Raw genomic sequence first — 20716 nt, 5'->3', positions numbered from 1 at the left:
TGCGCTCAGCGCAGGACGACGAGCCAGACCGCCGCGTAGTGGGTCAACGCCGCGAGCACCGTGGCCGCGTGGAAGAACTCGTGGTGCCCGAAAACCCCCGGCCACGGGTTCGGCCATTTCGTGGCGTAGAGGATCGCGCCGCCGCTGTAGAACAGGCCGCCGATCAGCAACAAAATCAGCGGTGCGATGCCGATCTGGCCGTTCAGTTGTCCGGCCACCGGCACGATGGCCCAGCCCAGCAACAGATAGAGCGGAACGCCGACCCAGCGGGGAGCGCCGGGCCACAGCAGTTTGAGCGCCACTCCGGCCAGCGCGCCCGCCCAGACCACGACCAGCAGCGTCTGCCCGGTTCGTCCGGGCAGGCCGAGCAGGGCGAAGGGGGTGTAGCTGCCCGCGATGAACAGGAAGATCATCGAGTGGTCCGCTCGCTTCATCCGGATGCGAGCGCGGGCGGTCGGCCAGGTCACCCGGTGGTAGACCGCGCTGACGCCGAACAGCCCGCACACGGTGAGCCCGTAGATCAGCGTCGACCATCCCGCGGTCGCCGAGACCGTGCCCGCGGTGGCGATCAGCACGACGGCCGCGATCGCCGCGACGCCGACGGCCCAGGTGTGGATCCAGCCCCGCATGCGCGGTTTGACCAGCGCCTCGGCGAGTGCTTCGCCCGCCGTGGCGGGGACCGGTGTGACCGTTGCCGCATCGGCGGCGCCGACCGATTCGGACACGAGTACCTCCTAAGGGAACAGCCGGAGCAGTCTTTCCGCGGCCCAACGCCGGACCGAGTGCAGACGAGGTAGTTGAACCCGTCAGTAACCTACGCAACCGTAACTTGCGTGCTCCTGGCCACTGTACCGGCGTATCGCGGTCGATGCCGCGTTCGTGTCGCCGAGGCGTAGGGTTGCCCGCGTGGAACTTCCGAGTCAGGTGCGGGGTCTGCCGTATCGCATCTACGAGGCCCGGCTGTCCAGGCAGCTGGCCGGCAAGCAGCATCCCCGGCACGTCGCGGTGATGTGTGACGGCAATCGCCGGTGGGCGCGGGAGAACGGTTTCACCGACGTCAGTCACGGCCATCGGGTCGGCGCGCTGAAGATCGCCGAGCTGGTCGGCTGGTGTGCGGCCGAGGGCATCGAGATGGTGACCGTCTACCTGCTGTCCACCGAGAATCTCCAGCGTGATCCCGATGAGTTGGAGACGCTGTTCGAGGTCATCACCGACGTGGTCGAGGAGCTGTCGGCGCCGGAGCAGAACTGGAGCGTGCGCATCGTCGGCTCGCTCGACGGCTTCCCCGAACTGATCGCCAAGCGGATGCGCACCGCGGCCGAGCGCACCGACGGCCGCAACGGAGTGCACGTCAATGTCGCGGTCGGCTACGGCGGCAGACAGGAGATCACCGACGCGGTGCGCTCGCTGGTCCGCCAGGAGATCGCGGCGGGCGAGACCGGCGAGGACCTGGTCCAGTCGATCACCGTGAACGCCATCGGCCAGCACCTCTACACCTCCGGCCAACCGGACCCGGACCTGGTGATTCGCACCTCCGGCGAGCAGCGGCTGTCCGGGTTCCTACTGTGGCAGAGCGCATACTCGGAGATATGGTTCACCGAGGCGTACTGGCCGGAGTTCCGCCGGGTGGATTTCCTGCGGGCGCTGCGCGACTTCGCCGCGCGTCATCGCCGTTTCGGCGTCTGACTCGATGTCGGTGCGCTGAATCCCGCTCCGGTATCGTTCTTCTCGCGTACCGTCCGGTCTCATGAGCTCGCTCGACCGCCGGCCCGCGCTGGGCGAACCGGACGACTCGATCAGCTATGCGGACTTCGGTAGACGCTTCCTGGAGTACGCCGCCTCCGAAGCGCGCATCGCGGGCGCGTTCGACCAGCTGACCGGCAGCGCATTCGATTTCGGCCCCATCGGGGTCGGTCCCGGCCGACTCGCCAAGGTGACCGCCCAGGTCAGGCTCGGGTCGTCCAGGCTGAGCCGTCGCGACGACGAGACCATCGCGTTCGAATTGATAATCCCGCTGGAGGTCGACCTGCTGCTGCACCTGGCGGTCGACCGGCACCGGTTCCACGTACAGGGCACCGTGCACCTGCACCTGACGGTACGCACGGCGGCGCCCCTGCGGGTGGTGATCGATATCGCGGAGCCGCGGCCTGCCGACGTGCACATCGATGTCGCCGCCGCCACGCGGCGCGGGCAACTGCTGCGCGTCCTCGCCGGCGTCGATCACGAGATCAGGCGTTTCGTCGCCCGCTATATCTCCGCGGAGATCCGTAAGCCGCACATCGCCGCGGTCCGCGATATCGATGTCGCGCAGCGACTCGACGATGCGTGGAAATTGTAATCGGAATCACAATTTCCGTAGCCGCAGCCGATTGATGCTGTGGTCGGCGTCCTTGCGCAGCACCAGGGTCGCGCGCGGGCGGGTGGGCAGAATGTTCTCCACCAGATTCGGCCGGTTGGTGTTGTTCCAGATCTCCTGCGCGGCGGCGGTCGCCTGCTCGTCGGTGAATCCGGAGTAGTGGTGGAAATGCGCGTTCGGGTCGGCGAATGCGGTCTTGCGCAAGGTGAGAAACCGTCGCACGTACCACTTCTCGATGTCTTCGATACGCGCGTCGACGTAGATCGAGAAGTCGAACAAGTCCGACACCATCAGGCGCGGACCGGTCTGCAGCACGTTCAACCCCTCCACGATCAGAATGTCGGGTTGGCGCACGCAGTGCAGCTTGCTCGGCACGATGTCGTAGGAGATGTGCGAATACACCGGGGCGCAGACTTCGGCCGCACCGGATTTCACCTCGGTGACGAATCGCAGCAGGCTGCGGCGGTCGTAACTCTCCGGGAAACCCTTGCGGTGCATGAGGCCGCGCCGGGTGAGTTCCGCGGTGGGATAGAGAAATCCGTCGGTGGTGACCAGGTCGACCCGCGGGTGGTGATCCCAGCGCGCCAGCAGCGCTTGCAGTACGCGCGCGGTGGTGGACTTGCCGACCGCGACGCTGCCCGCGACGCCGATCACGAACGGTACCTGCTGGTCGGGATGGGTTTCGCCGAGAAATGTCGCGGTCGCGGCGAACAGTCGCTGACGAGCGGCCACCTGCAGGTGGATGAGGCGAGCGAGCGGGAGATACACCTCCGCGACTTCTTCGAGATCGATCTGTTCCCCGAGACCGCGCAGGCCGACCAGTTCTTCCTCGGTGAGCACCAGGGGAGTCGATTTACGCAGGGTCCGCCACTGTTTCCGGTCGAATTCCACGTAGGGACTCGGCTCGCTCATTCGTGCCATTTACCCGACACTCCGTTTCAGCAAACACGCACGGTTACCGTGCGGATCCGGTGAGATTCGGTCTAGCTGTCGCCGCATAGGCGAATTCTGCTCTGCGTCAGCATCGTGGGCCGAGCGGGGTACCACTACCGGCTGGTAACCGACTCGATGACACAGGTGTGAGCCGCTAATGTCGGCTGGCATGGAAGCGCATCCGCTCGTGACCGAATACCTGCGGCTCGGCCTCGCCTTCGACCGGCTGGAGGAAGGATTCGTCGACGCCTACACCGGTGATCCGGCGCTGCGCCGCGAGGTGCGGAACGCGCCCGCACCGCAGCCGCGCGAGCTGGCTCGCCGTGCCGCCGAGTTGCGCGCCGCGGTGCCGGAGGCCGGATTCGCGCCCGAGCGCGCCGAGTTCCTCGACGTGCACCTGCGCGCGCTGGAGTGCTCCGGACGGAAATTCGCGGGCGATGACATCGGCTTCATCGAGGAGGTGCGCGCCTACTTCGACGTCGACATCGCGCCCGGTGACGTGGACGACTACCGCGACGCGCACCGGCGGATGGACGAGGTGCTCGCCGGGGACGGTCCGCTGGCCGAGCGGGTGGCCGCCCATCGCAAGGCCGACGAGATCCCGCCGGAGCGGTTGGCGGTGTGCGTCGAGGCGTTCTCCAGCGCGTTGCGCGAGCTGGTTCGCGCCCGCTACCCGCTACCCGACCACGAGCACGTCACCTACGAGGTGGTCGGCGACAAGCCCTGGTCCGGGTTCAACTACTACCTGGGCAACTACCACTCCCGGGTCGCGATCAACTCCGACCTGAAGCAGCACATGGCGCACCTGCCGCAGCTGATCGCGCACGAGTCCTACCCGGGGCACCACACCGAGCACTGCCGCAAGGAAGCCGGGCTGGTCGCCGCCGGTCAGGCCGAGCAGACGCTGTTCCTGGTGAACACGCCGCAGTGCCTGATGGCCGAGGGGCTCGCCGATCTGGCGTTGCGTTCGATCGTCGGCCCTGGCTGGGGCAAGTGGGCGCAGGAGATCTACGCCGATCTCGGGCTGCGCTTCGATGGCGAACGTGCCGAACGCCTTTCGAACGCCTCGGCAGACCTGCTGAGCGTGCGCCAGGACGCCGCGCTGCTGCTGCACGACCGGGGCCGGTCGCACGACGAGGTGGCGGAGTTCTTGCAGACCTGGAGCCTGACGACGCCGGAGCGGGCGCGCCAGTCGCTGCGCTTCCTGTCCTCGCCGCTGTGGCGGGCCTACATCTCCACCTACGTCGAGGGATACCGGTTGCTGGGCGGCTGGCTCGATCGCGCGGCCGACGCCGAGGACCGGGCCGACCGTTTCCGCAGGCTGCTCGACGAGCCACTCACTCCCGGGGCGGTACGCGCGGCGGCGTGAGGCTACCGGATCGCCGCGCAGCCCTGTCCGCCCGTGGAGATGCTGCGAACTCTCACCACGGAACCGAATCGGTGGCCCGGCCGTACGTCGCGGCCTCGGCGCGATCGTCCGCGCACGGCCGCCGCGTCTGTCGAGCGGTCGCGGATTTCCGGTGCGCGGTCAAGCTCCGGCGAAGGTGATGCGCACCGAGATCGGATCGCTCTCCAGCGCTTTCATCGTTCGCTCGGCGACGGCGGCCGAGACGCGGCCCTTGGCGAAGGTGCGCGAGCGAGCCACCACATCGTCCTCGGGCACGAAGGAGGCCGTTCCGGTGCGCCACTCTGTGCCCTGCCGCAGCCTGATGTGCGGGTCGGCGGCGATGTTGCGGGCCCAGCCGGACCGATAACCGTGCTGCGAGATCAGCCACGCGCCGGTCTCGTCGATCGACGCGGTGACCGGCACCCGCCGGGGCTGACCGGATCTCGCGCCGACCGTCTCCAGTTCGGCGATCAGCGACGACCGGATGCCGAGCCGGTCGAGCAGGCCGACGGCCGGGTTCACCAGGTAGCGGCCGATGAGGCGTTCGCGCCGGAATTTGCGTACCGCGGCGCTCGGTGTTCGTCCCGCCATGACAGTTCTCCTCAGGATCGATGTGGGCGGAAAATGGCGCAGGTGGTGGTGGCGTGCGCGACCAGGCGGCCCTGCTCGTCGACCACGCGTCCCTCGGCGGTCGCGGTGGTGCGCCCGAGGTGGATCGTGGTGCCGGTGGCGGTGAGCCGCTGTCCGTCGGTGGGCACGGCCCGGACGTAGTTGATCTTCAGTTCCAGCGTCGTGTAGCCGACGCCTGGCTCCAGGGTGGTGTGCACCGCGCAGCCCATCACCGAGTCGAGCAGGGTGGCGCAGATGCCGCCGTGTGTGGTGCCGAGCGGGTTGGCGAAATCGGGCCGGGTGCGCAGCGCGAAGACCACCTTGCCGTGCTCGAGCTCATCGACCTCCATGCCGAGCAGGTCACCGATGAACGGCGGGCGATCCGTTCTGGTCATCGCGACACGCAGGAGTTCCAGACCGGACAGCTGAGTCGGGTCGACGGTGGTTTCGGACATGAATCGCATCCTTTCGATGAACCGATCGGTCCACATCTGACATGATTGCAGCATGGACCGATCGGTTCACGCAACAGTGAGCAAGGAACTCGCATGACCGCAGGGCCGCGCACCAGGCTGATCGAAAGCGCCATCGAACTCGTTCGCGAGCAGGGCGTGCACGCCGCCGGACTGGCCGCCTTACTCGAACGCGGCAAGGCCTCGCGCAACTCGCTCTACCAGCACTTTCCCGCAGGCAAAGGTGAGTTGGTCGAGGCCGCCACCCGGGTCGCGGGAGCCCGGATCGCCGGAGTGGTCGAGAAGATCACCGCCGCGCCGCCTCCGGGCTGGTTCGATTCGTTGCTCGGCTGGTGGGTCACCACACTGGAGCGGACCGGATACCGCGCCGGGTGCCCGATCCTCGGGGCGGCGCTGGCCGAGTCCGAGCCGCGAGTGCAGGCCGCGGCGGGCGAAGTGTTCGCCGACTGGCACGAGCGGCTCGGCTCGGCGCTCGCCGATGCGGGTATGTCCGCCGAAGAGGCGCGCTCCTTCGGCAGTTTCGTGTTCAGCGCGCTGGAGGGAGCCATCGTCCAGTCGCGGGCGATGAAGTCCACCCGGCCGCTGGAAGACGCCCAGCGGCATCTCGCGGTGCTGTTGGAGAACTACTTGCCGGAGGGCGGCGCGTCCCGCTGAGCGCCTGTCCACCGGATCGAGTGTGGTCCGGCGGACCGCGTGCCGAGCCTGTGCCGACCGAGAGGGGTGAACCCCCTGCTCGAGGACAACGCCGACGGCCCATAGACTGAGGCACGTGACGCAGACGACCGCCTCTGTCAATTCCCAGTCTCTCGGTGAGCTCGATCCGGAGCTCGCTGCCGCGATGGCAGGCGAGCTCGCCCGCGAACGCGACACGCTCGAGATGATCGCCTCGGAGAACTTCGTGCCGCGAGCGGTGCTGCAGGCGCAGGGCAGCGTGCTGACCAACAAGTACGCCGAGGGCTACCCGGGGCGGCGCTACTACGGCGGCTGCGAGCACGTCGACGTGGTGGAGACCTTGGCGCGCGACCGTGCCAAGGCGCTGTTCGGCGCCGAGTTCGCCAACGTGCAGCCGCATTCCGGTGCGCAGGCGAACGCCGCGGTGCTGATGTCGCTGATGGACCCGGGCGACAAGCTGCTCGGTCTCGATCTCGCGCACGGCGGTCACCTCACCCACGGCATGCGCTTGAACTTCTCCGGCAAGCTCTACGAGGTGCACTCGTACGGAGTGAGCAAGGAAGACCACCGCGTCGACATGGACGAGGTGCGCGACATCGCCTTGCAGGCGCGTCCGAAGGTGATCGTGGCGGGCTGGTCGGCCTACCCGCGCCACCAGGACTTCGCGGCGTTCCGCTCGATCGCGGACGAGGTCGGCGCCTACCTCTGGGTGGACATGGCGCACTTCGCCGGTCTGGTCGCCGCCGGTCTGCACCCCTCGCCGGTGCCCTACGCCGACGTGGTGTCCTCGACCGTGCACAAGACCCTCGGCGGTCCCCGCTCCGGCCTGATCCTGGCCAAGCAGGAGTACGCCAAGAAGCTGAACAGCTCGGTGTTCCCGGGCCAGCAGGGCGGCCCGCTCATGCACGCCATCGCCGCCAAGGCCGTCGCGTTCAAGATCGCCGCGGGCGCGGAGTTCAAGGATCGCCAGGAGCGCACCCTGTCCGGCGCGAAACTCCTGGCCGAGCGGCTCACCGCCGCCGACGTCAAGGGCAAGGGCATCAGCGTGCTCACCGGCGGCACCGACGTGCACTTGGTGCTGGTCGACCTGCGCAATTCCGAACTCGACGGCCAGCAGGGCGAGGACCTGCTGCACGAGATCGGTATCACGGTGAACCGCAACGCCGTTCCGTTCGACCCGCGTCCCCCGATGGTCACCTCCGGCCTGCGCATCGGCACCGCCGCGCTGGCCACCCGCGGCTTCGGCGACACCGAGTTCGCCGAGGTCGCCGACATCATCGCGAGCGCGCTGGCCGGTGGCGCCGACCTGGACGCGTTGCGCGCCCGGGTGAGCAAGCTGGCCAAGGACGTCCCGCTGTACGACGGTCTGGAGGACTGGCGCCTGCTGGGCTGAATCGCCGAGCGCTCAGGACGACACGATCAACGGTTGTCCGGGGGCGAGGACGTGGACGGACGTGTCCGGCGCGATAGCGGCGGATGCGTCGACGTAGAGCCCGGGGTCGCGCTGGGCCTTCGTCATCACGCGGTCGCCGATCGGGCCGCTGGTGAACGCGTAGTGGATGGGAACGGCAAGGCGCGGGCGCAGGGCTCGGGTGAGTTCGGCGGCCTGCGCGGCGTCCATGACGACCTGCCGGTTGAACGCGGGGCGGATGCGCAAACCGTTGACCGGTAGCAGCGCCAGGTCGAGTTCCGGATAGCGCACGGCCACCTCGTCCAATTCGGCGATGCGCAAAGTGTCGCCGCCGAAGAAGACGCTCGTGCCGTCGGCGCGCAGGACGAAGGTGATCTCCGGTACGCCGTGACGTGCGGGCGCCGCGGTGACCTCGATCGGGCCGAGGTGGGTCTGCTCCCACGGATCCAACTCGACGACATTGCGGAATCCGGCGGCACGGACCCGGGATGCGAGGCCGCGGACGACCGCGAACGGGACGGACTTGTCGGGGTAGGCCGCCAGTGTGCCGAGATCGCAGTGATCGTAGTGGCCGTGGCTGATCACGATGCCCGACAGTTCGGGCAGGTCCGCGGCGGTGGCAATGCTGCGCGGCTCACCCTGCCGATAGAAGGGCCGCTCGGACAGCCACGGGTCGGTGAGAATTCTCGCTCCCCCGAAATCGAGCAGAACGCTGGCATGCACTACGCGAGTCACACTGACCGACATCGAATTTCCTGACTAGACGGGTGTCTGCTGACAGTTGTTAGTGGACACCCGTCTTGTTAATCTGTCAAGGTGCCGCCACCGAAGAGGAATCGAAACCCCCGCGGTGCGGGAAGCAAACTGCGCGAGGACTTGATCGAGGCCGCGAGTGGTCTACTGGAGACGCTGGACGGTCAGGAGTCGCTGTCGATGCGCGCCGTCGCGCGCGCGGTGGGCATCGCGCCGCAGAGCATTTACCTGCACTTCGCGGATCGACGGGAACTGCTGACCGCGGTTTATGAGGCTCGCTTCGCCGAGTTCGGCGCCGTGCTGACGGCCCTGCCGGACGGCGATGCTGCCACTCGGCTGCGCGAGATCTGCCGGGCCTACTGCGCATACGGCTTGCACCATCCCGGCCATTACCGCGTGTTGTTCGCGACCGCGGGCACCCCGGGCTGGGAACCGACCGATGCTCAATTGCCCGGCCTGCCGGTTTTTCGTCACCTGGTGGATGCGGTGGCGGCCACCGGCAGCGCCGATCCCACCGCTACCGCGGCTTGCCTGTGGGCGGCCCTGCACGGTCTGGTGATGCTGCGCCAGGATCGCCCGAGCTTTCCGTGGCCGGATCTCGACGTGCTGCTCGACACCCTCGTCACCGCCCACCTCGCGGCGCGGTGATCCGGTACTACCTGTCCATGCGCGCCTTCGCCCGCACGATGGCCTCGTCCAGGTACCGGGCGATATCGGCGCTGGTACCCGGCCGGATCATCAGGGCGCGGTTCGCGGGCACTTCGCAGTAGCGGCCGTCGGGCGTGTCGATCCAGCGGAGGCGGCCGGTGCGCAGCGGTTCGGCGTTGCGCGGCCCGAGCAGCACGACGGCGGTGCCGCGGGTGGCGCACGACTGCCGCCAGAAGCGCCGGTAACGCTCTTTCGCCTGGCTGGCGGGCGTGTTGCCGAACACATCGGGGCGCTCGTCGTTGAGATCGTCGAGCAGGAAGCTCTTCTCACCCACCGTTCCCGCCGTGGCGTCCGGGAGCAAGCGCACCACTTCGGTGGCGAGCTGATCGACCCGGCAGCGGCGCAACCGGACTCGGCCGCCGTCCGGCGCGGGCGACTGCACGGCGAGCACGCCGGAGCCGGAACGGGTGCCGCAGGCGACGGCGCGCAGTTCGACGCCCGCACGCGTGTTGTCGTAGCCGAACAGCTCGATACGCCAGTCCGGAACGGCCAGCGTGCTGATCGCGCTGCGCAGTGGCAGCCGTTCGTCTCGCCCGAGCTCGGCGCGGAACTGCTGCTGATACGCCTGGTACTCGTTGAGTCCGGGGAAGCGGCTGGTGAACCGGAACGGAAACGGCATGCGGTCCAAGCCCGTTGCGAACCACGCCGCGGCGAACTGCTCGGCCGACAGTGACCACTGCGCCGTCATTGCTCACCGAGTACCGGCGGCACCGTCGGTTTCACCTCGCCGAGCAACTCTTTCGCGTGCTCCTCGGTGCGCAGGTACTTCGGCGACTTGTGCTCGTCGTCGTCCGTGCGCCTGCCGCGCATCCCCGGCGGCATCATGCCCGGGTACCCCGAAGCGCCCGTCGCTCCCGGGCGCCCCGGTGCGGCGGGTTGCCCGTTCGCCGCGGCGGGGACGGTGGGCTGGGCGGGCCGAGAGGTGCCCGGGCGCGCTTGGTTGTCCGAGGCGTTCGGGGTTCCGGTCGTGCCCGGGGTGGCCGGCTTGCTCGGCGTGCCGTTCGGTCTGCCGTTGAACGAGGTCGGGACGACGGTGGTGGGCGTCGTTTGCGGCGGCGGCGAGGAGAAGGGCGCGACCGATGTGGCCGAAGTGGACGTCGGCGTCCTCGCGGCGGTGGATGCCGGAGTGGTCGGCGTGGCGTCCTGGCTCTGGGAAACCGCCTGAGACGTGACGGTTTGCGGTGTGTTCTCGGCTTCCGGCTGCGCTTGGTTCGCCTGCTCGCCGTCGTCCGCCGAACCGGCGGGGGAGGCGGTGTCCGCGGCCGAAGGCGAGCTGCCGGATGGGGAGTTGTCCGTGGACCGGGCGCCCGCCACGGCCTGCGAGCCGACGTCCGCGCTCGTCTCCACGCCCGTGCCGGTTTCGGCACCGATCGGCGCCGCGGCGGCCGGAGCGACCGGGGGCGGGAGCGTCGGGATAGCCGGAGCGGTGGCCCCGTACGGCTGGATGTACTGGGTGTTCATCTCGTCGCGGGCCTGCTCCTCCCGCGAATTGCGCTGTGCCGGATCGGCCGTGCCATTCGAGGTGTCCAGCACATCCGGCACCGACAGCTTGAACTTCGCCGCGGCGTCCGCCGCCGCCGACAGCGGCAGACTCTGCGCGCCGAGTGCGTCGCCGAGTTCGCCCACCCGCGCCGCGTAATCTCGCACGCCGCGGACCGCGCTGTCGGCCGCCGCCCCCTCCCAGTGCTGTTCCACCGCGTTCTTGATCGCGTCCTCGAAGCGCTGGCCCGCGTTCGTCACCGCAGCGGCGATGGCCGACCACGCGGCGAACGCACCGTCGAGCGCGGCCGGATTCATCGCCTCGGCAGCCTGTTTGATCTCCGCGTGCGAGAAACTCTGCGCGTTCTCCGGATCGGTGATCGCGCGTCCGTCGGTCTGTCTCATGATCGCTTCCCCCGGTGTTCAGCTGCCCGCGGGCAGCAGCGGTGCGACTGCTCTGGCGATATCGGTGGCGATATCGCAGGCGACGAGGTGCTTGTTCGCCGACGTCTGCGGCACATTCGTCAGGATGTAGAGCGAGCCGGATCTCATTTCGACGTTGATCGTGCAGCCGCCCGGTACGTCCGGACGGGCTTCGTAGCGGACGGCTTTCCGATTGCCCGCCGAGATATCCACGGCAGCAGGGTATTTGCTGCGTACCTGTTCGATGGTGCCGTTGGTGGTCTCGACGACGAATCCGTACCCGGCCCGTGCGACATACCGGCACCCCCTCCAAGTGACGCCGCCCTGGCTGTCCTGTTTGGGTTCCGGGGGTCTCGAGTCCCACTGGCGCTCCGCGAGCAAATGGGGTGTGAGTGCGGTGCAGGGATCGAACGCGGGCTGTGCGTTCGTCTGTGGTGATGCGCTCGAACGGGACTCGGTCGCGCCGGTGGCCGATGTGGCCGGATCGTTCGATGTCGTCCCGCCGCATCCGGAGAGCAGGACCGAGCTCGCCGCTCCCGCGACGAATCCGATTGCTCGAAAGGCTGTTCCGGCCTTCATACGCTGAGCTCCCGCAGTGCCGCCGCGAATTCCGTATCGGTCCGAACGTAGCCGTCGCGGATGGCTTCGAACATGGATTTGATCTCTTGCGCCACGGAGATGTACTCGGTGAGGGTGTCGAAGGCGTTGTTCGGGCCACCGAAGGCCTTTTCGCGGAACAGCCGCACCAGTTCGAGGGCGGAGGTCAGCTTCGGATTGTCTTCGCCCAGCCCCCAGCGCTGCCGCTCACCGAGCTCGCGCGCGTCGGTTTGTGCCGCGACGAGCGTGTCGATCAACTCCTGGCAGGCCCGGTCGATGTCCACGAAGGCTTGCGGGTCCATCCGCACCCGCAACGCCCCGGTTTTCGCAGCTTCGATGTACCCGGGAAACGGGCTGTCCGCCATTGCCGCCCCTTCCGTCAGTGCCGTCTGACCTTATAGACGCAACCCGTCTCGCTCCGGTTCCATCGAAACACAGCCGAATCCTCTGGTCGCCCCGTCGCGCCGCTCGTCGTCGGCCGCGCGACGGTTCCCAACTGGGATGTTGTGCCGGGCCCCGGCGGGTGCGGCGGGGCCGATCGCTGTCAAGGCCGCTGACGAGCGGTCAGCGCGCGTTCGCCGCGGCGACCAGCGCGGGGTAGTCCCGCAGATCGATGTCGTTGGCGGCGTTGTCGCCGAATTTCGCCATCAGCGCGAACATCCGGGAACCGAGGAACCAGTTGCGCATCTTGATGCCCCGCGCGGTCTTCGGGGCCAGGAAGCGACCCGCGTTGCTGTTGCCCGCGATCTTCGCGTAGCGCTTCATGTGCTCGTCGTAGCGAGCGAAGGCGACAGTGTGGTCGCCGCCCGCCAAGGCCAGTTCCCCCGCGATGACGTACGCGCCGACCACGGCGAGCCCGGTGCCGAAGCCGCCGAGGGTGTTCCCGTACCCGGAGTCGCCGACCAGCGCGACACGTCCTTTGGTGTAACCGTCGGGCATCTGGACCTGGCTGATCGAGTCCATGTAGAAGTCGCCGAATTGGGTGAGTTCGGCGAGCATTCGCGGCACCTCCCACCCGACTCCGGCGAAGGTCTCGGCGAGGATGCGCTGCTGAGCGGCGATGTCGTCGCGGGCGTAGTCGAGCTCGGGCGCGGCGAACATGTACATCTGCTGCGCCTTCGGTCCGCCGCTGACCGCGAGTCGGCCGGGAGCGTTGTGGCCGCGGGCGACCACCCGCTCGCGCGGTCCGGTGGTCTTGCCGCTCCACGGGCTGGCGCCCGCGACGGCGTAGTAGTAGCCCAGGTGCTTCACGAAGTCCCGCTCGGGACCGAACGCCAACCTGCGGACCCGGGAGTGGATGCCGTCGGCGCCGAAGACCAGATCGAAGGTGCGGGCGGCCGCGTGCTCGAACTCGACGTGCACGCCGGCCGAGGTCTCGGTGAGCGCGGTGACCGAATCGCCGAACAGGTATTCGCAACGGTCGGCGGTGCGCCGGTAGAAGATCTCGGCAAGGTCGCCGCGCAGGATCTCCACATCGCCGCCGGTGAAATCACCCGACATCAGCGCCAGCTCGGCGCCCCGCTCGTCCACGAAGACGGTGTCGGTCGTGCCCGTCTTGCGCTGCTCGATGTCGTCCAGCACGCCCATCCGTTCCAGCACGGTGCGGTGGGTGCTGCCCTTGAAGTCGATCGCCTGACCGCCGGGGCGCAACGCCGGAGCGCGCTCGACGACGGTGACCGCGAAGCCGTAGCGGTGCAGCCAGTAGGCCAGCGCGGGTCCGGCGACGCTCGCGCCGGAGATGAGCACGGTGGTGTTGCGCATGGAGTTCTCCTCGTCTCAAATCTGCGTCCGATGGAAACTGTATCCGATGGACGCTGATTAGCGTATGGTAGACACAGTTTCACGTCAAGACGTTCTCCGGAAGGATTTCGGGCATGCCGACACCGACCACACTGGAACTGCTCTGGGGTACCGGTCAGCGGCCCAAGCGCGGACCGAAGCCCGCGCTGTCGCTGGAGCGGATCGTCGCGGAGGCCGTCGCGCTGGCCGACGCCGAAGGGCTGGCGAACCTGTCCATGCAGCGGCTGGCCGAGCGCCTCGGCTTCACCAAGATGTCGCTGTACCGCTACGTGCCGGGCAAGGCCGAACTCGTCGCACTGATGCTGGACACGGCGCTGGGCGCGCCGCCGGAACTGAGCGCGGGCGAGGAGGCGTCGGAGAACGACTGGCGCGACCTGCTGCGCGTGTGGTGCGAGACGATCTACGCGCGCTTCAGCGCCCACCCCTGGTCGATGGAGGTGTCGGTCGGTTTGCGGCCGGTCGGCCCGAATGAAGTCGCATGGATGGAGTCCGCGCTCGGCGCGCTCGCCGGGACCGGGCTCACCGCCGCCGAACGGCTGGACACGATCGTCCTGCTGACCGGGCATGCCCGCAGCCTGGCGCAGCAGGTGCGACTGGCGGACGCCGACGAATTCGAGAAGCAGATAGCGGCTCAGTTCGCCGAAATGGTGGCCGCCGCGGCCGATCGATATCCGGCCGCGGTCGCCGCGTTCGCGGAGGGCGGCGCGGCCGCGGGCGGGGACGGCGCGCTGAAGTTCGGCATCGAGCGCATCCTCGACGGACTGGCCGTGCTCATCGCGCGCCGCGGGTGACCGCAGCGGCCTACGCTCGGACCATGACCGACGAACCCGACCTGAAACAGGACTCGACCACCACGGTGCGGGAGTTCTTCGCCGCGCTGGAAATGGGCGCCTCGGAGGAGGCGATCGACCTGTTGCACCCCGACATCGTCTGGAAGAACACCTCGCTGCCCGATGTGAAGGGCATCCGCCGGGTCGGCGGCGTGCTGCGCGGCCTGCGCCGCGACTGGCTCGGCTTCGGAGTGGACATGCACCACATCGCCGCCGACGGCGACGTCGTGCTCACCGACCGCACCGACTACCTGCGCTTCGGTCCGGTGCGCGTCGGGTTCTGGGTGACCGGCACCTTCCGGCTACGCGACGGCCGAATCATCTTGTGGCACGACCACTTCGGTTGGGCGAACTTCCTGCGCGGCACGGCTGTCGGCCTCTGGCGCGCGGCGCTCACCCGCCGCTGACCTGGTCTCAGGAGTGCTGGGCCAGGTAGTCCAGATAGACCGGTCGCAGCACCTCGGCCACCGCGCCGTCACCGGCGTGGACGTAGTCGTCGAGCATGGGCAGCACGTACTTGATGTCCGCCTCGCTTTCGCCGACATTGCCCGCGGCGGCCTCCGCGGCCGGGATCGACGTGAGCAGCCGCCACAGGAACTTCACATCCCCCCGCCGCACGGCGAGCTTCATCGCCCGGTCGTGCAGCTCCTTCGACGACAGCTTCTCCAAATCCTCGTTACCGGACATACCAGCGACTCTATCCGCCGAATCGGGCGACAGCGACCGCGTGGCGAATCCCGTCCCGGCCCGGACGTCGTGCTGCGATAACCGCTATGACACCGCAACCCCGGCCCGGCTTCCGGATCAAGCGCGTCTACGACGATCCCGACCCCGACGACGGCACCCGGGTGCTGGTCGACCGGCTCTGGCCGAGGGGCATCACCAAAGCGCAAGCGCGGGTCGATCGCTGGCCCAAAGCGCTCACCCCGACCACCGAATTGCGGCGCTGGTTCCACGCCGACCGGGACGCGCGCGGCCCGGAATTCGCCCGCCGCTACCGTGCCGAACTCGCCGCGCCGGAGGTTCAGCAAGATTTGCGGGATTTGCGTGCCCTGGCAGCCGAAGCTCCGGTGACATTGCTCACGGCCGTACAGGATCCGGCGCACAGCCATGTTCCGGTGTTGCTCGACGTGCTGCGCTGAACCCTCGCGACGTGCGGGTTTACGACATGTTCACGGACACGCCTCGCAGTCCCCGAGCGCGGACACCGGAATCGGAGGTAGCGTCGGGTGTGCGGGCCGCGGCGGTGTGGCTCGTACGGGAGGTCCTGACCGTGACTGAGCTACTCAGTACGAGGGGGCCGGAGCCCGGCCCTCGTGGCATCTGACGGCAACGTCGGGTCCATCAGGACGGACCGGTCCAGCGAGATCGTTCGTGCGACTGCCGCATGAACACAGAGGAGCCCACCGTGACTGCTGCACGCTCCGTTTCCGCTCCCTCGGCGAACTCCCGCTCCGCGAAAGGCGGAGCCGCCGCGAAGGGGGCCCGCCCCTCGCAATTACCCGGCAAAACCTTCGTCATCGACACCTCCGTCCTGCTGTCGGATCCCGGTTCCTTCACGCGGTTCGGCGAACACGACGTGGTGTTACCCCTGGTGGTCATCAGTGAACTCGAAGCCAAACGGCACCACCACGAGCTGGGCTGGTTCGCGCGAGAAGCTTTGCGCAATCTGGACGATCTGCGCCTGCAACACGGCAGGCTGGATCAGCAGGTGCCGATCGGCACCGAGGGCGGAACGTTGCAGGTGGAACTGAACCACACCGATCCCGCGGTCCTTCCGGTCGGCTTCCGCACCGACACCAACGACTCGCGGATCCTGGCCTGTGCGCTCAATCTCGCGGCCGAGGGCCGCGAAGTGGTGTTGGTGTCCAAGGACATTCCGCTGCGGGTCAAGGCCAGTGCGGTGGGCTTGCACGCCGACGAGTACCACGCGCAGGACGTGGTGACCTCGGGCTGGTCCGGCATGGTCGAGCTCGACGTCAGCACGGCGCGCATCGATCAGCTCTACGCCGAGTCGGTGATCGATCTCGACGAAGCGCGAGAACTGCCCTGCCACACCGGCGTCCGGCTGCTCGGCGTCAGCTCGAGTGCGCTGGGCCGGATCACGCCGGACAAGCGGGTGCAATTGGTCCGCGAGCGCGAGGCGTTCGGGCTGCACGGGCGTTCCGCCGAGCAGCGCATCGCACTCGACCTGCTGCTGGACGAGAGCGTCGGCATCGTCTCGCTCGGTGGCCGGGCCGGGACCGGCAAGTCGGCGCTGGCGTTGACGGCGGGCCTGGAGGCGGTGCTGGAACGGCGCACGCAGCGCAAGGTGGTGGTCTTCCGCCCGCTGTACGCGGTGGGCGGCCAGGACCTGGGCTATCTGCCCGGCACCGAGAGCGAGAAGATGGGCCCCTGGGCGCAAGCGGTCTTCGACACGCTCGACGGGCTGGCCAGCCGCGAGGTGATGGAGGAGGTGCTCAGCCGCGACATGCTGGAGGTGTTGCCGCTGACCCACATTCGCGGGCGGTCGCTGCACGACTCCTTCGTGATCGTGGACGAAGCCCAGTCGTTGGAGCGGAATGTGCTGCTCACGGTGCTCAGCCGTCTGGGAACCGGCTCGCGGGTGGTGCTCACCCACGACGTGGCCCAGCGCGACAACTTGCGCGTCGGCAGGCACGACGGGGTCGCGGCGGTGGTCGAGAAACTCAAGGGCCATCCGCTCTTCGCGCACATCACGCTGACCCGTAGCGAGCGCTCGCCGATCGCGGCGCTGGTCACCGAGATGCTGGAGGAGTACGGCCCCAACGCCTGATCCCGCGACGCCGTTCGACGGCGTGTTTCACCGCATGTCCGGTGGGTATCATCGGCCGCGATAGCAGTTCGATATGACCCGGTGGCCGCTCGTCGGTCACCGGGTCATCGTCTGACCAACGGCCGAGGCTATGCGCGGCGTCGTCACGGAATCCGTGGTGCGCCGGCAGCCCACAGCGAGAGGATGGACATGCACCACTTCGCTCGACGAACGGCTGGATTCACCGCAGTACTCGCCGCGGCAGGGCTGGTCCTGGCCGGCTGCGGCGGCGACGACAACAAAGACAACGGCGCCAAGACCGGTATGGCCAGCATGACCGGTATGGTCACCTCGATCGCGAGCCCCACCACCACCGCCGGGATGACCACGCACACCGGCGCCGGCCCGACGACCACGGGCGCGGCCGAGGCGACGACCAAGATCGCGACCCCGGCGGGGGAGATCGCCGTCTCCGGCGCCATCTACGACAAGTATGTGCAGCTCGGCGGCCCGACCGGTCCGCTCGGCGCACCGCTGCAGGCCGAAGAGGACGCACCCGACGAGGGGCACTACCAGGACTTCGCGGGCGGCACGATCTACGAACCCAAGGAGGGCGAAGCGCACGTCGTCTGGGGTGAGATCCGCAAGGCCTGGGAAGACAACGGCGGCGCGCAGGGACAGCTCGGCTACCCGATCAGCGACGAGAAGGACATCCCCGGCGGCAAGCAGAGCGACTTCACCGGCGGCACCATCACCTGGGTGAACGGTACTATCACGGTCACGCCGAAGTAGGAACCAGATACTCGGCGTCCGGGATCGCGGTGTGGTCTCGGTTGCCTGTGAATCCCATCCATCCGCCCCGCTCCGCGGGCCAAGCCGCTAGGTTATCTCGGTGCAAACTCTCCTGACCGATCGCGAATTGCTCGAATCGCTCGCGGTGGACGTAGAACTGCTGCTGCGTAAGCACGTGGACGCCGCCGATGGGTGGCAGCCGCACGATTTCGTGCCGTGGGACGACGGGCGCAACTTCGCCTTCCTCGGCGGTACCGACTGGGCGGCGGAGCAGTCCGAGCTCGGCGAAACCGCCAAGCTGGCGTTGACCGTTTCGGTGCTGATCGCCGACAACCTGCCCTCGTATCACCGCGAGATCGGCAAGTACCTGCGCACCGGCGCGTGGTGGCGCTGGGTCGGCCGCTGGACGGCCGAGGAGAACCGCCACGAGATCACCATCCGCAACTACCTCATGGTGACCAGGTCCGTCGATCCGGTAGAACTGGAGCGGCTGCGCATGGAGCACATGACCAAGGGCTTCCGCCGCCCGGCGATGCACTTGCTCGACGTGCTGGCGACCTGCGCGTTCGAAGAGGCCGCCAGCGCGATCCGGCACCGCAACATCGCGGCGCTCGAGGAGAACCCCCTGGTCACCGCCATCGCCGAGCGCATCGCGCTGGACGACGAACTGCAGTCGGTGTTCTTCGCCGACCTGGTCTCCGCCGCGCTCGATCTGGCGCCGGACCAGACCGTGCGGGCCATCGCCGACCGGGTCGCGGGCTTCGAGGTCCCGACGGTGACGTTGCCGGACGGCCGCGACAGCGATGTGGTGCTCGCCGAGGCGGGCATCTACGACCGCGCCAAGGAGGGTGAGTTGGTGTTCGCCCCGCTGCTGAAGCGGTGGAACATCTTCACCCGCACCGATTTCGGTCCGGAAGGGGAGCAGGCGCGCGAGGAGCTCGCGCACTTGCGCGACTGATCCGCATCCCCGGGGGCAGCGCACGAACGCCACCTCGACAGCCTTCCGGCTACCGAGGTGGCGTTCGTTTCGGCGCGGGTCAGTCCTGCTCCTTCACCTTCGCCATGGCGAGCACGTCGAGGCGGCGGTCGAGTTCCTCCTCGGTCAGCTTCTCGTCCAGCAGGCCGCGGTCGATGACCGTCTGGCGGATGGTCTTCTTCTCCCGCAGCGCTTCCTTCGCGACCGCCGCCGCCTCCTCGTAGCCGATCGCCGAGTTCAGGGGCGTCACGATCGAAGGCGACGACTCGGCGAGCGTGCGCAGGTGCTCGACATTGGCGACCAGGCCGCGCACGCACTTGTCGGCGAACAGCCGGGAGACGTTGGCCAGCAGGCGGATCGACTCCAGCAGGTTGCGCGCCATCACCGGGATGTACACGTTCAGCTCGAATGCGCCGTTCGCGCCCGCGAACGCCACCGCGGCATCGTTGCCGATCACCTGCGCGCCCACCTGGGTCACCGCCTCGGGCAGCACCGGGTTCACTTTGCCGGGCATGATCGAGCTGCCCGGTTGCAGATCCGGCAGCTGGATCTCGGCCAGGCCGGTGAGCGGACCAGAGCCCATCCAGCGAATATCGTTGGCGATCTTGGTCAGGCTCACCGCGATCGTGCGGAGCGCGCCGGACGCCTCGACCAGACCGTCGCGCGCGGCCTGCGCCTCGAAGTGGTCCTCGGCCTCGCGCAGCGCATCGATGTCGGTGGCGCGCACGAGTTCCGTGACGACCTTCGCGCCGAAACCCTCGGGCGCGTTCAGCCCGGTGCCGACCGCCGTGCCGCCGATGGGCAGCTCGCCGAGCCGCGGGAGCGTGGCCATGATGCGGTCGATGCCCGCGGCGACCTGCCGGGTGTAGCCGCCGAACTCCTGGCCGAGGGTCACCGGGACGGCGTCCATCAGGTGCGTGCGGCCGGACTTCACCACGGTGCGCCATTCCGTGGACTTGTCCAGCAACGCCAGCCGCAGATGCTCCAGCGCGGGAACCAGATCGGTGATGACCGCTTCGGTGGCGGCGAGATGCGTTGCGGTAGGGAAGGTGTCGTTGGACGACTGGGACATGTTCACGTCGTCGTTCGGGTGGACGGTGACGCCCTTCGCCTTGGCGAGCGAGGCGATCACCTCGTTGGCGTTCATGTTCGAGCTGGTGCCGGAACCGGTTTGGAAGACGTCGATCGGGAACTGATCGTCGTGTTCGCCACGCGCGATCTCGTTCGCCGCGGCGATGATGGCATCGGCCTTCACGGGATCGAGCAGCCCCAAATCGCGGTTGACCGTGGCACACGCGGCCTTCAGCAAGCCGAGCGCGCGAATCTGTGCCCGCTCCAAGCCGCGTCCGCTGATCGGGAAGTTCTCCACGGCCCGCTGGGTCTGCGCCCGCCACAAAGCGTCCACCGGAACCCGGACCTCGCCCATGGTGTCGTGCTCGATGCGGTACTGCGTCTCCTCGCTCATGATCCCGACCCTATGCCGCGGCAGCGGCCCGTGGGGCAGCCACGCCTGAGGTCATTCGCACACCTCGGCAGGCCTTCGCTCGGGAATACGAACCGTTGGCTCAGGCGCCCGAGCATGCGCCGTGGGGGGGGCGGGGGGGGGGGGGGGGGGGGGGGGGGGGCGGCCGGCGGGCGCGGGGCCCGGGGGGGGGGGGGGGCCCGCCGCCCCCCCCCCCCCGCGGGCGCGGCCCCCCCCCCCCCCCCGGCGGGCCAAAACAACCACGGTGGGGTGTGTTTTTTG

General features: G+C 68.6%; 24 protein-coding genes. 12 read left to right on the top strand and 12 right to left on the bottom strand.

Features of this window, described 5'->3' with window-relative positions:
- Positions 1–5: 5 nt before the first annotated feature.
- Positions 6–644 carry a hemolysin III family protein gene (locus tag ACIHAX_RS17210; RefSeq protein ID WP_355078661.1) on the bottom strand — a complete coding sequence of 213 codons (639 nt, stop codon included), beginning with the start codon at positions 642–644 and terminating at the stop codon, positions 6–8.
- Positions 645–906: 262 nt separating this feature from the next.
- On the opposite strand from ACIHAX_RS17210, the gene ACIHAX_RS17205 reads away from it, so the two are divergent.
- On the top strand, positions 907–1686 hold the full coding sequence (locus ACIHAX_RS17205) for an isoprenyl transferase (protein WP_355078588.1): 780 nt from the start codon (positions 907–909) through the stop codon (positions 1684–1686).
- Positions 1687–1747: 61 nt separating this feature from the next.
- Positions 1748–2338 carry a hypothetical protein gene (locus tag ACIHAX_RS17200; RefSeq protein WP_397278444.1) on the top strand — a complete coding sequence of 197 codons (591 nt, stop codon included), beginning with the start codon at positions 1748–1750 and terminating at the stop codon, positions 2336–2338.
- Between the two features lie 6 nt (positions 2339–2344).
- Here ACIHAX_RS17200 and coaA read toward each other — a convergent pair whose 3' ends face one another.
- On the bottom strand, positions 2345–3277 hold the full coding sequence (gene coaA / locus ACIHAX_RS17195; protein WP_364429068.1) for a type I pantothenate kinase: 933 nt from the start codon (positions 3275–3277) through the stop codon (positions 2345–2347).
- 181 nt (positions 3278–3458) lie between these two features.
- Between coaA and ACIHAX_RS17190 the strand changes: the two genes are divergently transcribed.
- Entirely contained in the window at positions 3459–4658 is a 1200-nt protein-coding gene (locus ACIHAX_RS17190; protein WP_364429071.1) for a DUF885 domain-containing protein, read from the top strand.
- 159 nt (positions 4659–4817) lie between these two features.
- Here ACIHAX_RS17190 and ACIHAX_RS17185 read toward each other — a convergent pair whose 3' ends face one another.
- Together ACIHAX_RS17185 and ACIHAX_RS17180 are read right to left on the bottom strand one after the other, a co-directional pair.
- On the bottom strand, positions 4818–5267 hold the full coding sequence (locus ACIHAX_RS17185; protein ID WP_397278443.1) for a nitroreductase family deazaflavin-dependent oxidoreductase: 450 nt from the start codon (positions 5265–5267) through the stop codon (positions 4818–4820).
- An 11-nt stretch (positions 5268–5278) separates the two neighbouring features.
- Positions 5279–5740: a PaaI family thioesterase gene (locus tag ACIHAX_RS17180; protein ID WP_397278442.1), complete on the bottom strand. Its 462-nt coding sequence runs from the start codon at positions 5738–5740 to the stop codon at positions 5279–5281.
- Between the two features lie 93 nt (positions 5741–5833).
- Between ACIHAX_RS17180 and ACIHAX_RS17175 the strand changes: the two genes are divergently transcribed.
- Positions 5834–6412, top strand: a complete 579-nt coding sequence (locus ACIHAX_RS17175) for a TetR/AcrR family transcriptional regulator (RefSeq protein ID WP_364429078.1) — start codon at positions 5834–5836, stop codon at positions 6410–6412.
- A 115-nt stretch (positions 6413–6527) separates the two neighbouring features.
- Positions 6528–7823: a serine hydroxymethyltransferase gene (gene glyA, locus ACIHAX_RS17170; protein ID WP_355078595.1), complete on the top strand. Its 1296-nt coding sequence runs from the start codon at positions 6528–6530 to the stop codon at positions 7821–7823.
- Between the two features lie 12 nt (positions 7824–7835).
- Here glyA and ACIHAX_RS17165 read toward each other — a convergent pair whose 3' ends face one another.
- Complete coding sequence (locus ACIHAX_RS17165) at positions 7836–8588, bottom strand: MBL fold metallo-hydrolase (protein WP_397278440.1); 753 nt, start codon at positions 8586–8588, stop codon at positions 7836–7838.
- Positions 8589–8657: 69 nt separating this feature from the next.
- Here ACIHAX_RS17165 and ACIHAX_RS17160 point away from each other — a divergent pair, with 69 nt between their 5' ends.
- Positions 8658–9242 (top strand): TetR/AcrR family transcriptional regulator, encoded by a 585-nt coding sequence (locus tag ACIHAX_RS17160; protein ID WP_356966761.1) that lies wholly within the window; start codon positions 8658–8660, stop codon positions 9240–9242.
- A gap of 7 nt (positions 9243–9249) precedes the next feature.
- Here the strand turns inward: ACIHAX_RS17160 and ACIHAX_RS17155 are convergent, their stop codons facing one another.
- The 5 genes from ACIHAX_RS17155 to ACIHAX_RS17135 all read right to left on the bottom strand — a co-directional run bounded on the left by ACIHAX_RS17155 (position 9250) and on the right by ACIHAX_RS17135 (position 13562).
- Entirely contained in the window at positions 9250–9990 is a 741-nt protein-coding gene (locus ACIHAX_RS17155; protein ID WP_397278438.1) for an ESX secretion-associated protein EspG, read from the bottom strand.
- Complete coding sequence (locus tag ACIHAX_RS17150; RefSeq protein WP_397278436.1) at positions 9987–11186, bottom strand: hypothetical protein; 1200 nt, start codon at positions 11184–11186, stop codon at positions 9987–9989. Before ACIHAX_RS17150 ends, ACIHAX_RS17155 begins: the two co-directional genes overlap by 4 nt.
- A gap of 18 nt (positions 11187–11204) precedes the next feature.
- Positions 11205–11783 (bottom strand): DUF3558 domain-containing protein, encoded by a 579-nt coding sequence (locus tag ACIHAX_RS17145; RefSeq protein ID WP_397278434.1) that lies wholly within the window; start codon positions 11781–11783, stop codon positions 11205–11207.
- Positions 11780–12166, bottom strand: coding sequence for a hypothetical protein (locus tag ACIHAX_RS17140; protein WP_364429089.1), 387 nt, complete (start codon positions 12164–12166; stop codon positions 11780–11782). The genes ACIHAX_RS17145 and ACIHAX_RS17140 overlap by 4 nt, the downstream gene beginning before the upstream one ends.
- A 199-nt stretch (positions 12167–12365) precedes the next feature.
- Positions 12366–13562, bottom strand: coding sequence for an FAD-dependent monooxygenase (locus tag ACIHAX_RS17135; protein ID WP_364429092.1), 1197 nt, complete (start codon positions 13560–13562; stop codon positions 12366–12368).
- A 113-nt stretch (positions 13563–13675) separates the two neighbouring features.
- On the opposite strand from ACIHAX_RS17135, the gene ACIHAX_RS17130 reads away from it, so the two are divergent.
- Together ACIHAX_RS17130 and ACIHAX_RS17125 are read left to right on the top strand one after the other, a co-directional pair.
- Entirely contained in the window at positions 13676–14392 is a 717-nt protein-coding gene (locus tag ACIHAX_RS17130) for a TetR/AcrR family transcriptional regulator (RefSeq protein ID WP_355078603.1), read from the top strand.
- A gap of 23 nt (positions 14393–14415) precedes the next feature.
- On the top strand, positions 14416–14838 hold the full coding sequence (locus ACIHAX_RS17125) for a limonene-1,2-epoxide hydrolase family protein (RefSeq protein ID WP_364429096.1): 423 nt from the start codon (positions 14416–14418) through the stop codon (positions 14836–14838).
- A gap of 7 nt (positions 14839–14845) precedes the next feature.
- Here the strand turns inward: ACIHAX_RS17125 and ACIHAX_RS17120 are convergent, their stop codons facing one another.
- On the bottom strand, positions 14846–15118 hold the full coding sequence (locus ACIHAX_RS17120) for a hypothetical protein (RefSeq protein ID WP_039800723.1): 273 nt from the start codon (positions 15116–15118) through the stop codon (positions 14846–14848).
- An 86-nt stretch (positions 15119–15204) separates the two neighbouring features.
- Between ACIHAX_RS17120 and ACIHAX_RS17115 the strand changes: the two genes are divergently transcribed.
- The 4 genes from ACIHAX_RS17115 to ACIHAX_RS17100 all read left to right on the top strand — a co-directional run bounded on the left by ACIHAX_RS17115 (position 15205) and on the right by ACIHAX_RS17100 (position 18954).
- Entirely contained in the window at positions 15205–15573 is a 369-nt protein-coding gene (locus ACIHAX_RS17115; RefSeq protein WP_355078605.1) for a DUF488 family protein, read from the top strand.
- A gap of 266 nt (positions 15574–15839) precedes the next feature.
- Positions 15840–17225 carry a PhoH family protein gene (locus ACIHAX_RS17110; protein ID WP_355078606.1) on the top strand — a complete coding sequence of 462 codons (1386 nt, stop codon included), beginning with the start codon at positions 15840–15842 and terminating at the stop codon, positions 17223–17225.
- A 189-nt stretch (positions 17226–17414) separates the two neighbouring features.
- The gene (locus ACIHAX_RS17105) at positions 17415–17996 is read left to right on the top strand and encodes an LGFP repeat-containing protein (protein ID WP_397278431.1); all 582 of its coding nucleotides are present in this window, start codon (positions 17415–17417) and stop codon (positions 17994–17996) included.
- Between the two features lie 100 nt (positions 17997–18096).
- On the top strand, positions 18097–18954 hold the full coding sequence (locus ACIHAX_RS17100; protein ID WP_355078608.1) for an acyl-ACP desaturase: 858 nt from the start codon (positions 18097–18099) through the stop codon (positions 18952–18954).
- 79 nt (positions 18955–19033) lie between these two features.
- On the opposite strand, the gene ACIHAX_RS17095 is transcribed toward ACIHAX_RS17100, so the two are convergent.
- A complete protein-coding gene (locus ACIHAX_RS17095; RefSeq protein ID WP_364429105.1) occupies positions 19034–20437 on the bottom strand; it encodes a class II fumarate hydratase in 1404 nt (467 codons plus the stop codon).
- Between the last annotated feature and the right edge of the window lie 279 nt (positions 20438–20716).

Origin of the sequence: Nocardia sp. NPDC051929, assembly GCF_044548645.1 — a bacterium.
GTDB classification, from domain to species: Bacteria; Actinomycetota; Actinomycetes; order Mycobacteriales; family Mycobacteriaceae; genus Nocardia; species Nocardia sichangensis.
The sequence above is the reverse complement of the archived record's forward strand: the minus strand, read 5'-3'. Positions and strand labels throughout refer to the sequence as shown.

Excerpts from the sequence above, each read along its gene's own strand:
- ACIHAX_RS17200 (WP_397278444.1), top strand. The coding sequence starts at position 1,748 with ATGAGCTCGCTCGACCGCCGGCCCGCGCTGGGCGAACCGGACGACTCG.
- coaA (WP_364429068.1), bottom strand. The coding sequence starts at position 3,277 with ATGGCACGAATGAGCGAGCCGAGTCCCTACGTGGAATTCGACCGGAAA.
- ACIHAX_RS17190 (WP_364429071.1), top strand. The coding sequence starts at position 3,459 with ATGGAAGCGCATCCGCTCGTGACCGAATACCTGCGGCTCGGCCTCGCC.
- ACIHAX_RS17185 (WP_397278443.1), bottom strand. The coding sequence starts at position 5,267 with ATGGCGGGACGAACACCGAGCGCCGCGGTACGCAAATTCCGGCGCGAA.
- ACIHAX_RS17180 (WP_397278442.1), bottom strand. The coding sequence starts at position 5,740 with ATGTCCGAAACCACCGTCGACCCGACTCAGCTGTCCGGTCTGGAACTC.
- ACIHAX_RS17175 (WP_364429078.1), top strand. The coding sequence starts at position 5,834 with ATGACCGCAGGGCCGCGCACCAGGCTGATCGAAAGCGCCATCGAACTC.
- ACIHAX_RS17165 (WP_397278440.1), bottom strand. The coding sequence starts at position 8,588 with ATGTCGGTCAGTGTGACTCGCGTAGTGCATGCCAGCGTTCTGCTCGAT.
- ACIHAX_RS17155 (WP_397278438.1), bottom strand. The coding sequence starts at position 9,990 with ATGACGGCGCAGTGGTCACTGTCGGCCGAGCAGTTCGCCGCGGCGTGG.
- ACIHAX_RS17150 (WP_397278436.1), bottom strand. The coding sequence starts at position 11,186 with ATGAGACAGACCGACGGACGCGCGATCACCGATCCGGAGAACGCGCAG.
- ACIHAX_RS17145 (WP_397278434.1), bottom strand. The coding sequence starts at position 11,783 with ATGAAGGCCGGAACAGCCTTTCGAGCAATCGGATTCGTCGCGGGAGCG.
- ACIHAX_RS17140 (WP_364429089.1), bottom strand. The coding sequence starts at position 12,166 with ATGGCGGACAGCCCGTTTCCCGGGTACATCGAAGCTGCGAAAACCGGG.
- ACIHAX_RS17135 (WP_364429092.1), bottom strand. The coding sequence starts at position 13,562 with ATGCGCAACACCACCGTGCTCATCTCCGGCGCGAGCGTCGCCGGACCC.
- ACIHAX_RS17130 (WP_355078603.1), top strand. The coding sequence starts at position 13,676 with ATGCCGACACCGACCACACTGGAACTGCTCTGGGGTACCGGTCAGCGG.
- ACIHAX_RS17125 (WP_364429096.1), top strand. The coding sequence starts at position 14,416 with ATGACCGACGAACCCGACCTGAAACAGGACTCGACCACCACGGTGCGG.
- ACIHAX_RS17120 (WP_039800723.1), bottom strand. The coding sequence starts at position 15,118 with ATGTCCGGTAACGAGGATTTGGAGAAGCTGTCGTCGAAGGAGCTGCAC.
- ACIHAX_RS17115 (WP_355078605.1), top strand. The coding sequence starts at position 15,205 with ATGACACCGCAACCCCGGCCCGGCTTCCGGATCAAGCGCGTCTACGAC.
- ACIHAX_RS17105 (WP_397278431.1), top strand. The coding sequence starts at position 17,415 with ATGCACCACTTCGCTCGACGAACGGCTGGATTCACCGCAGTACTCGCC.
- ACIHAX_RS17095 (WP_364429105.1), bottom strand. The coding sequence starts at position 20,437 with ATGAGCGAGGAGACGCAGTACCGCATCGAGCACGACACCATGGGCGAG.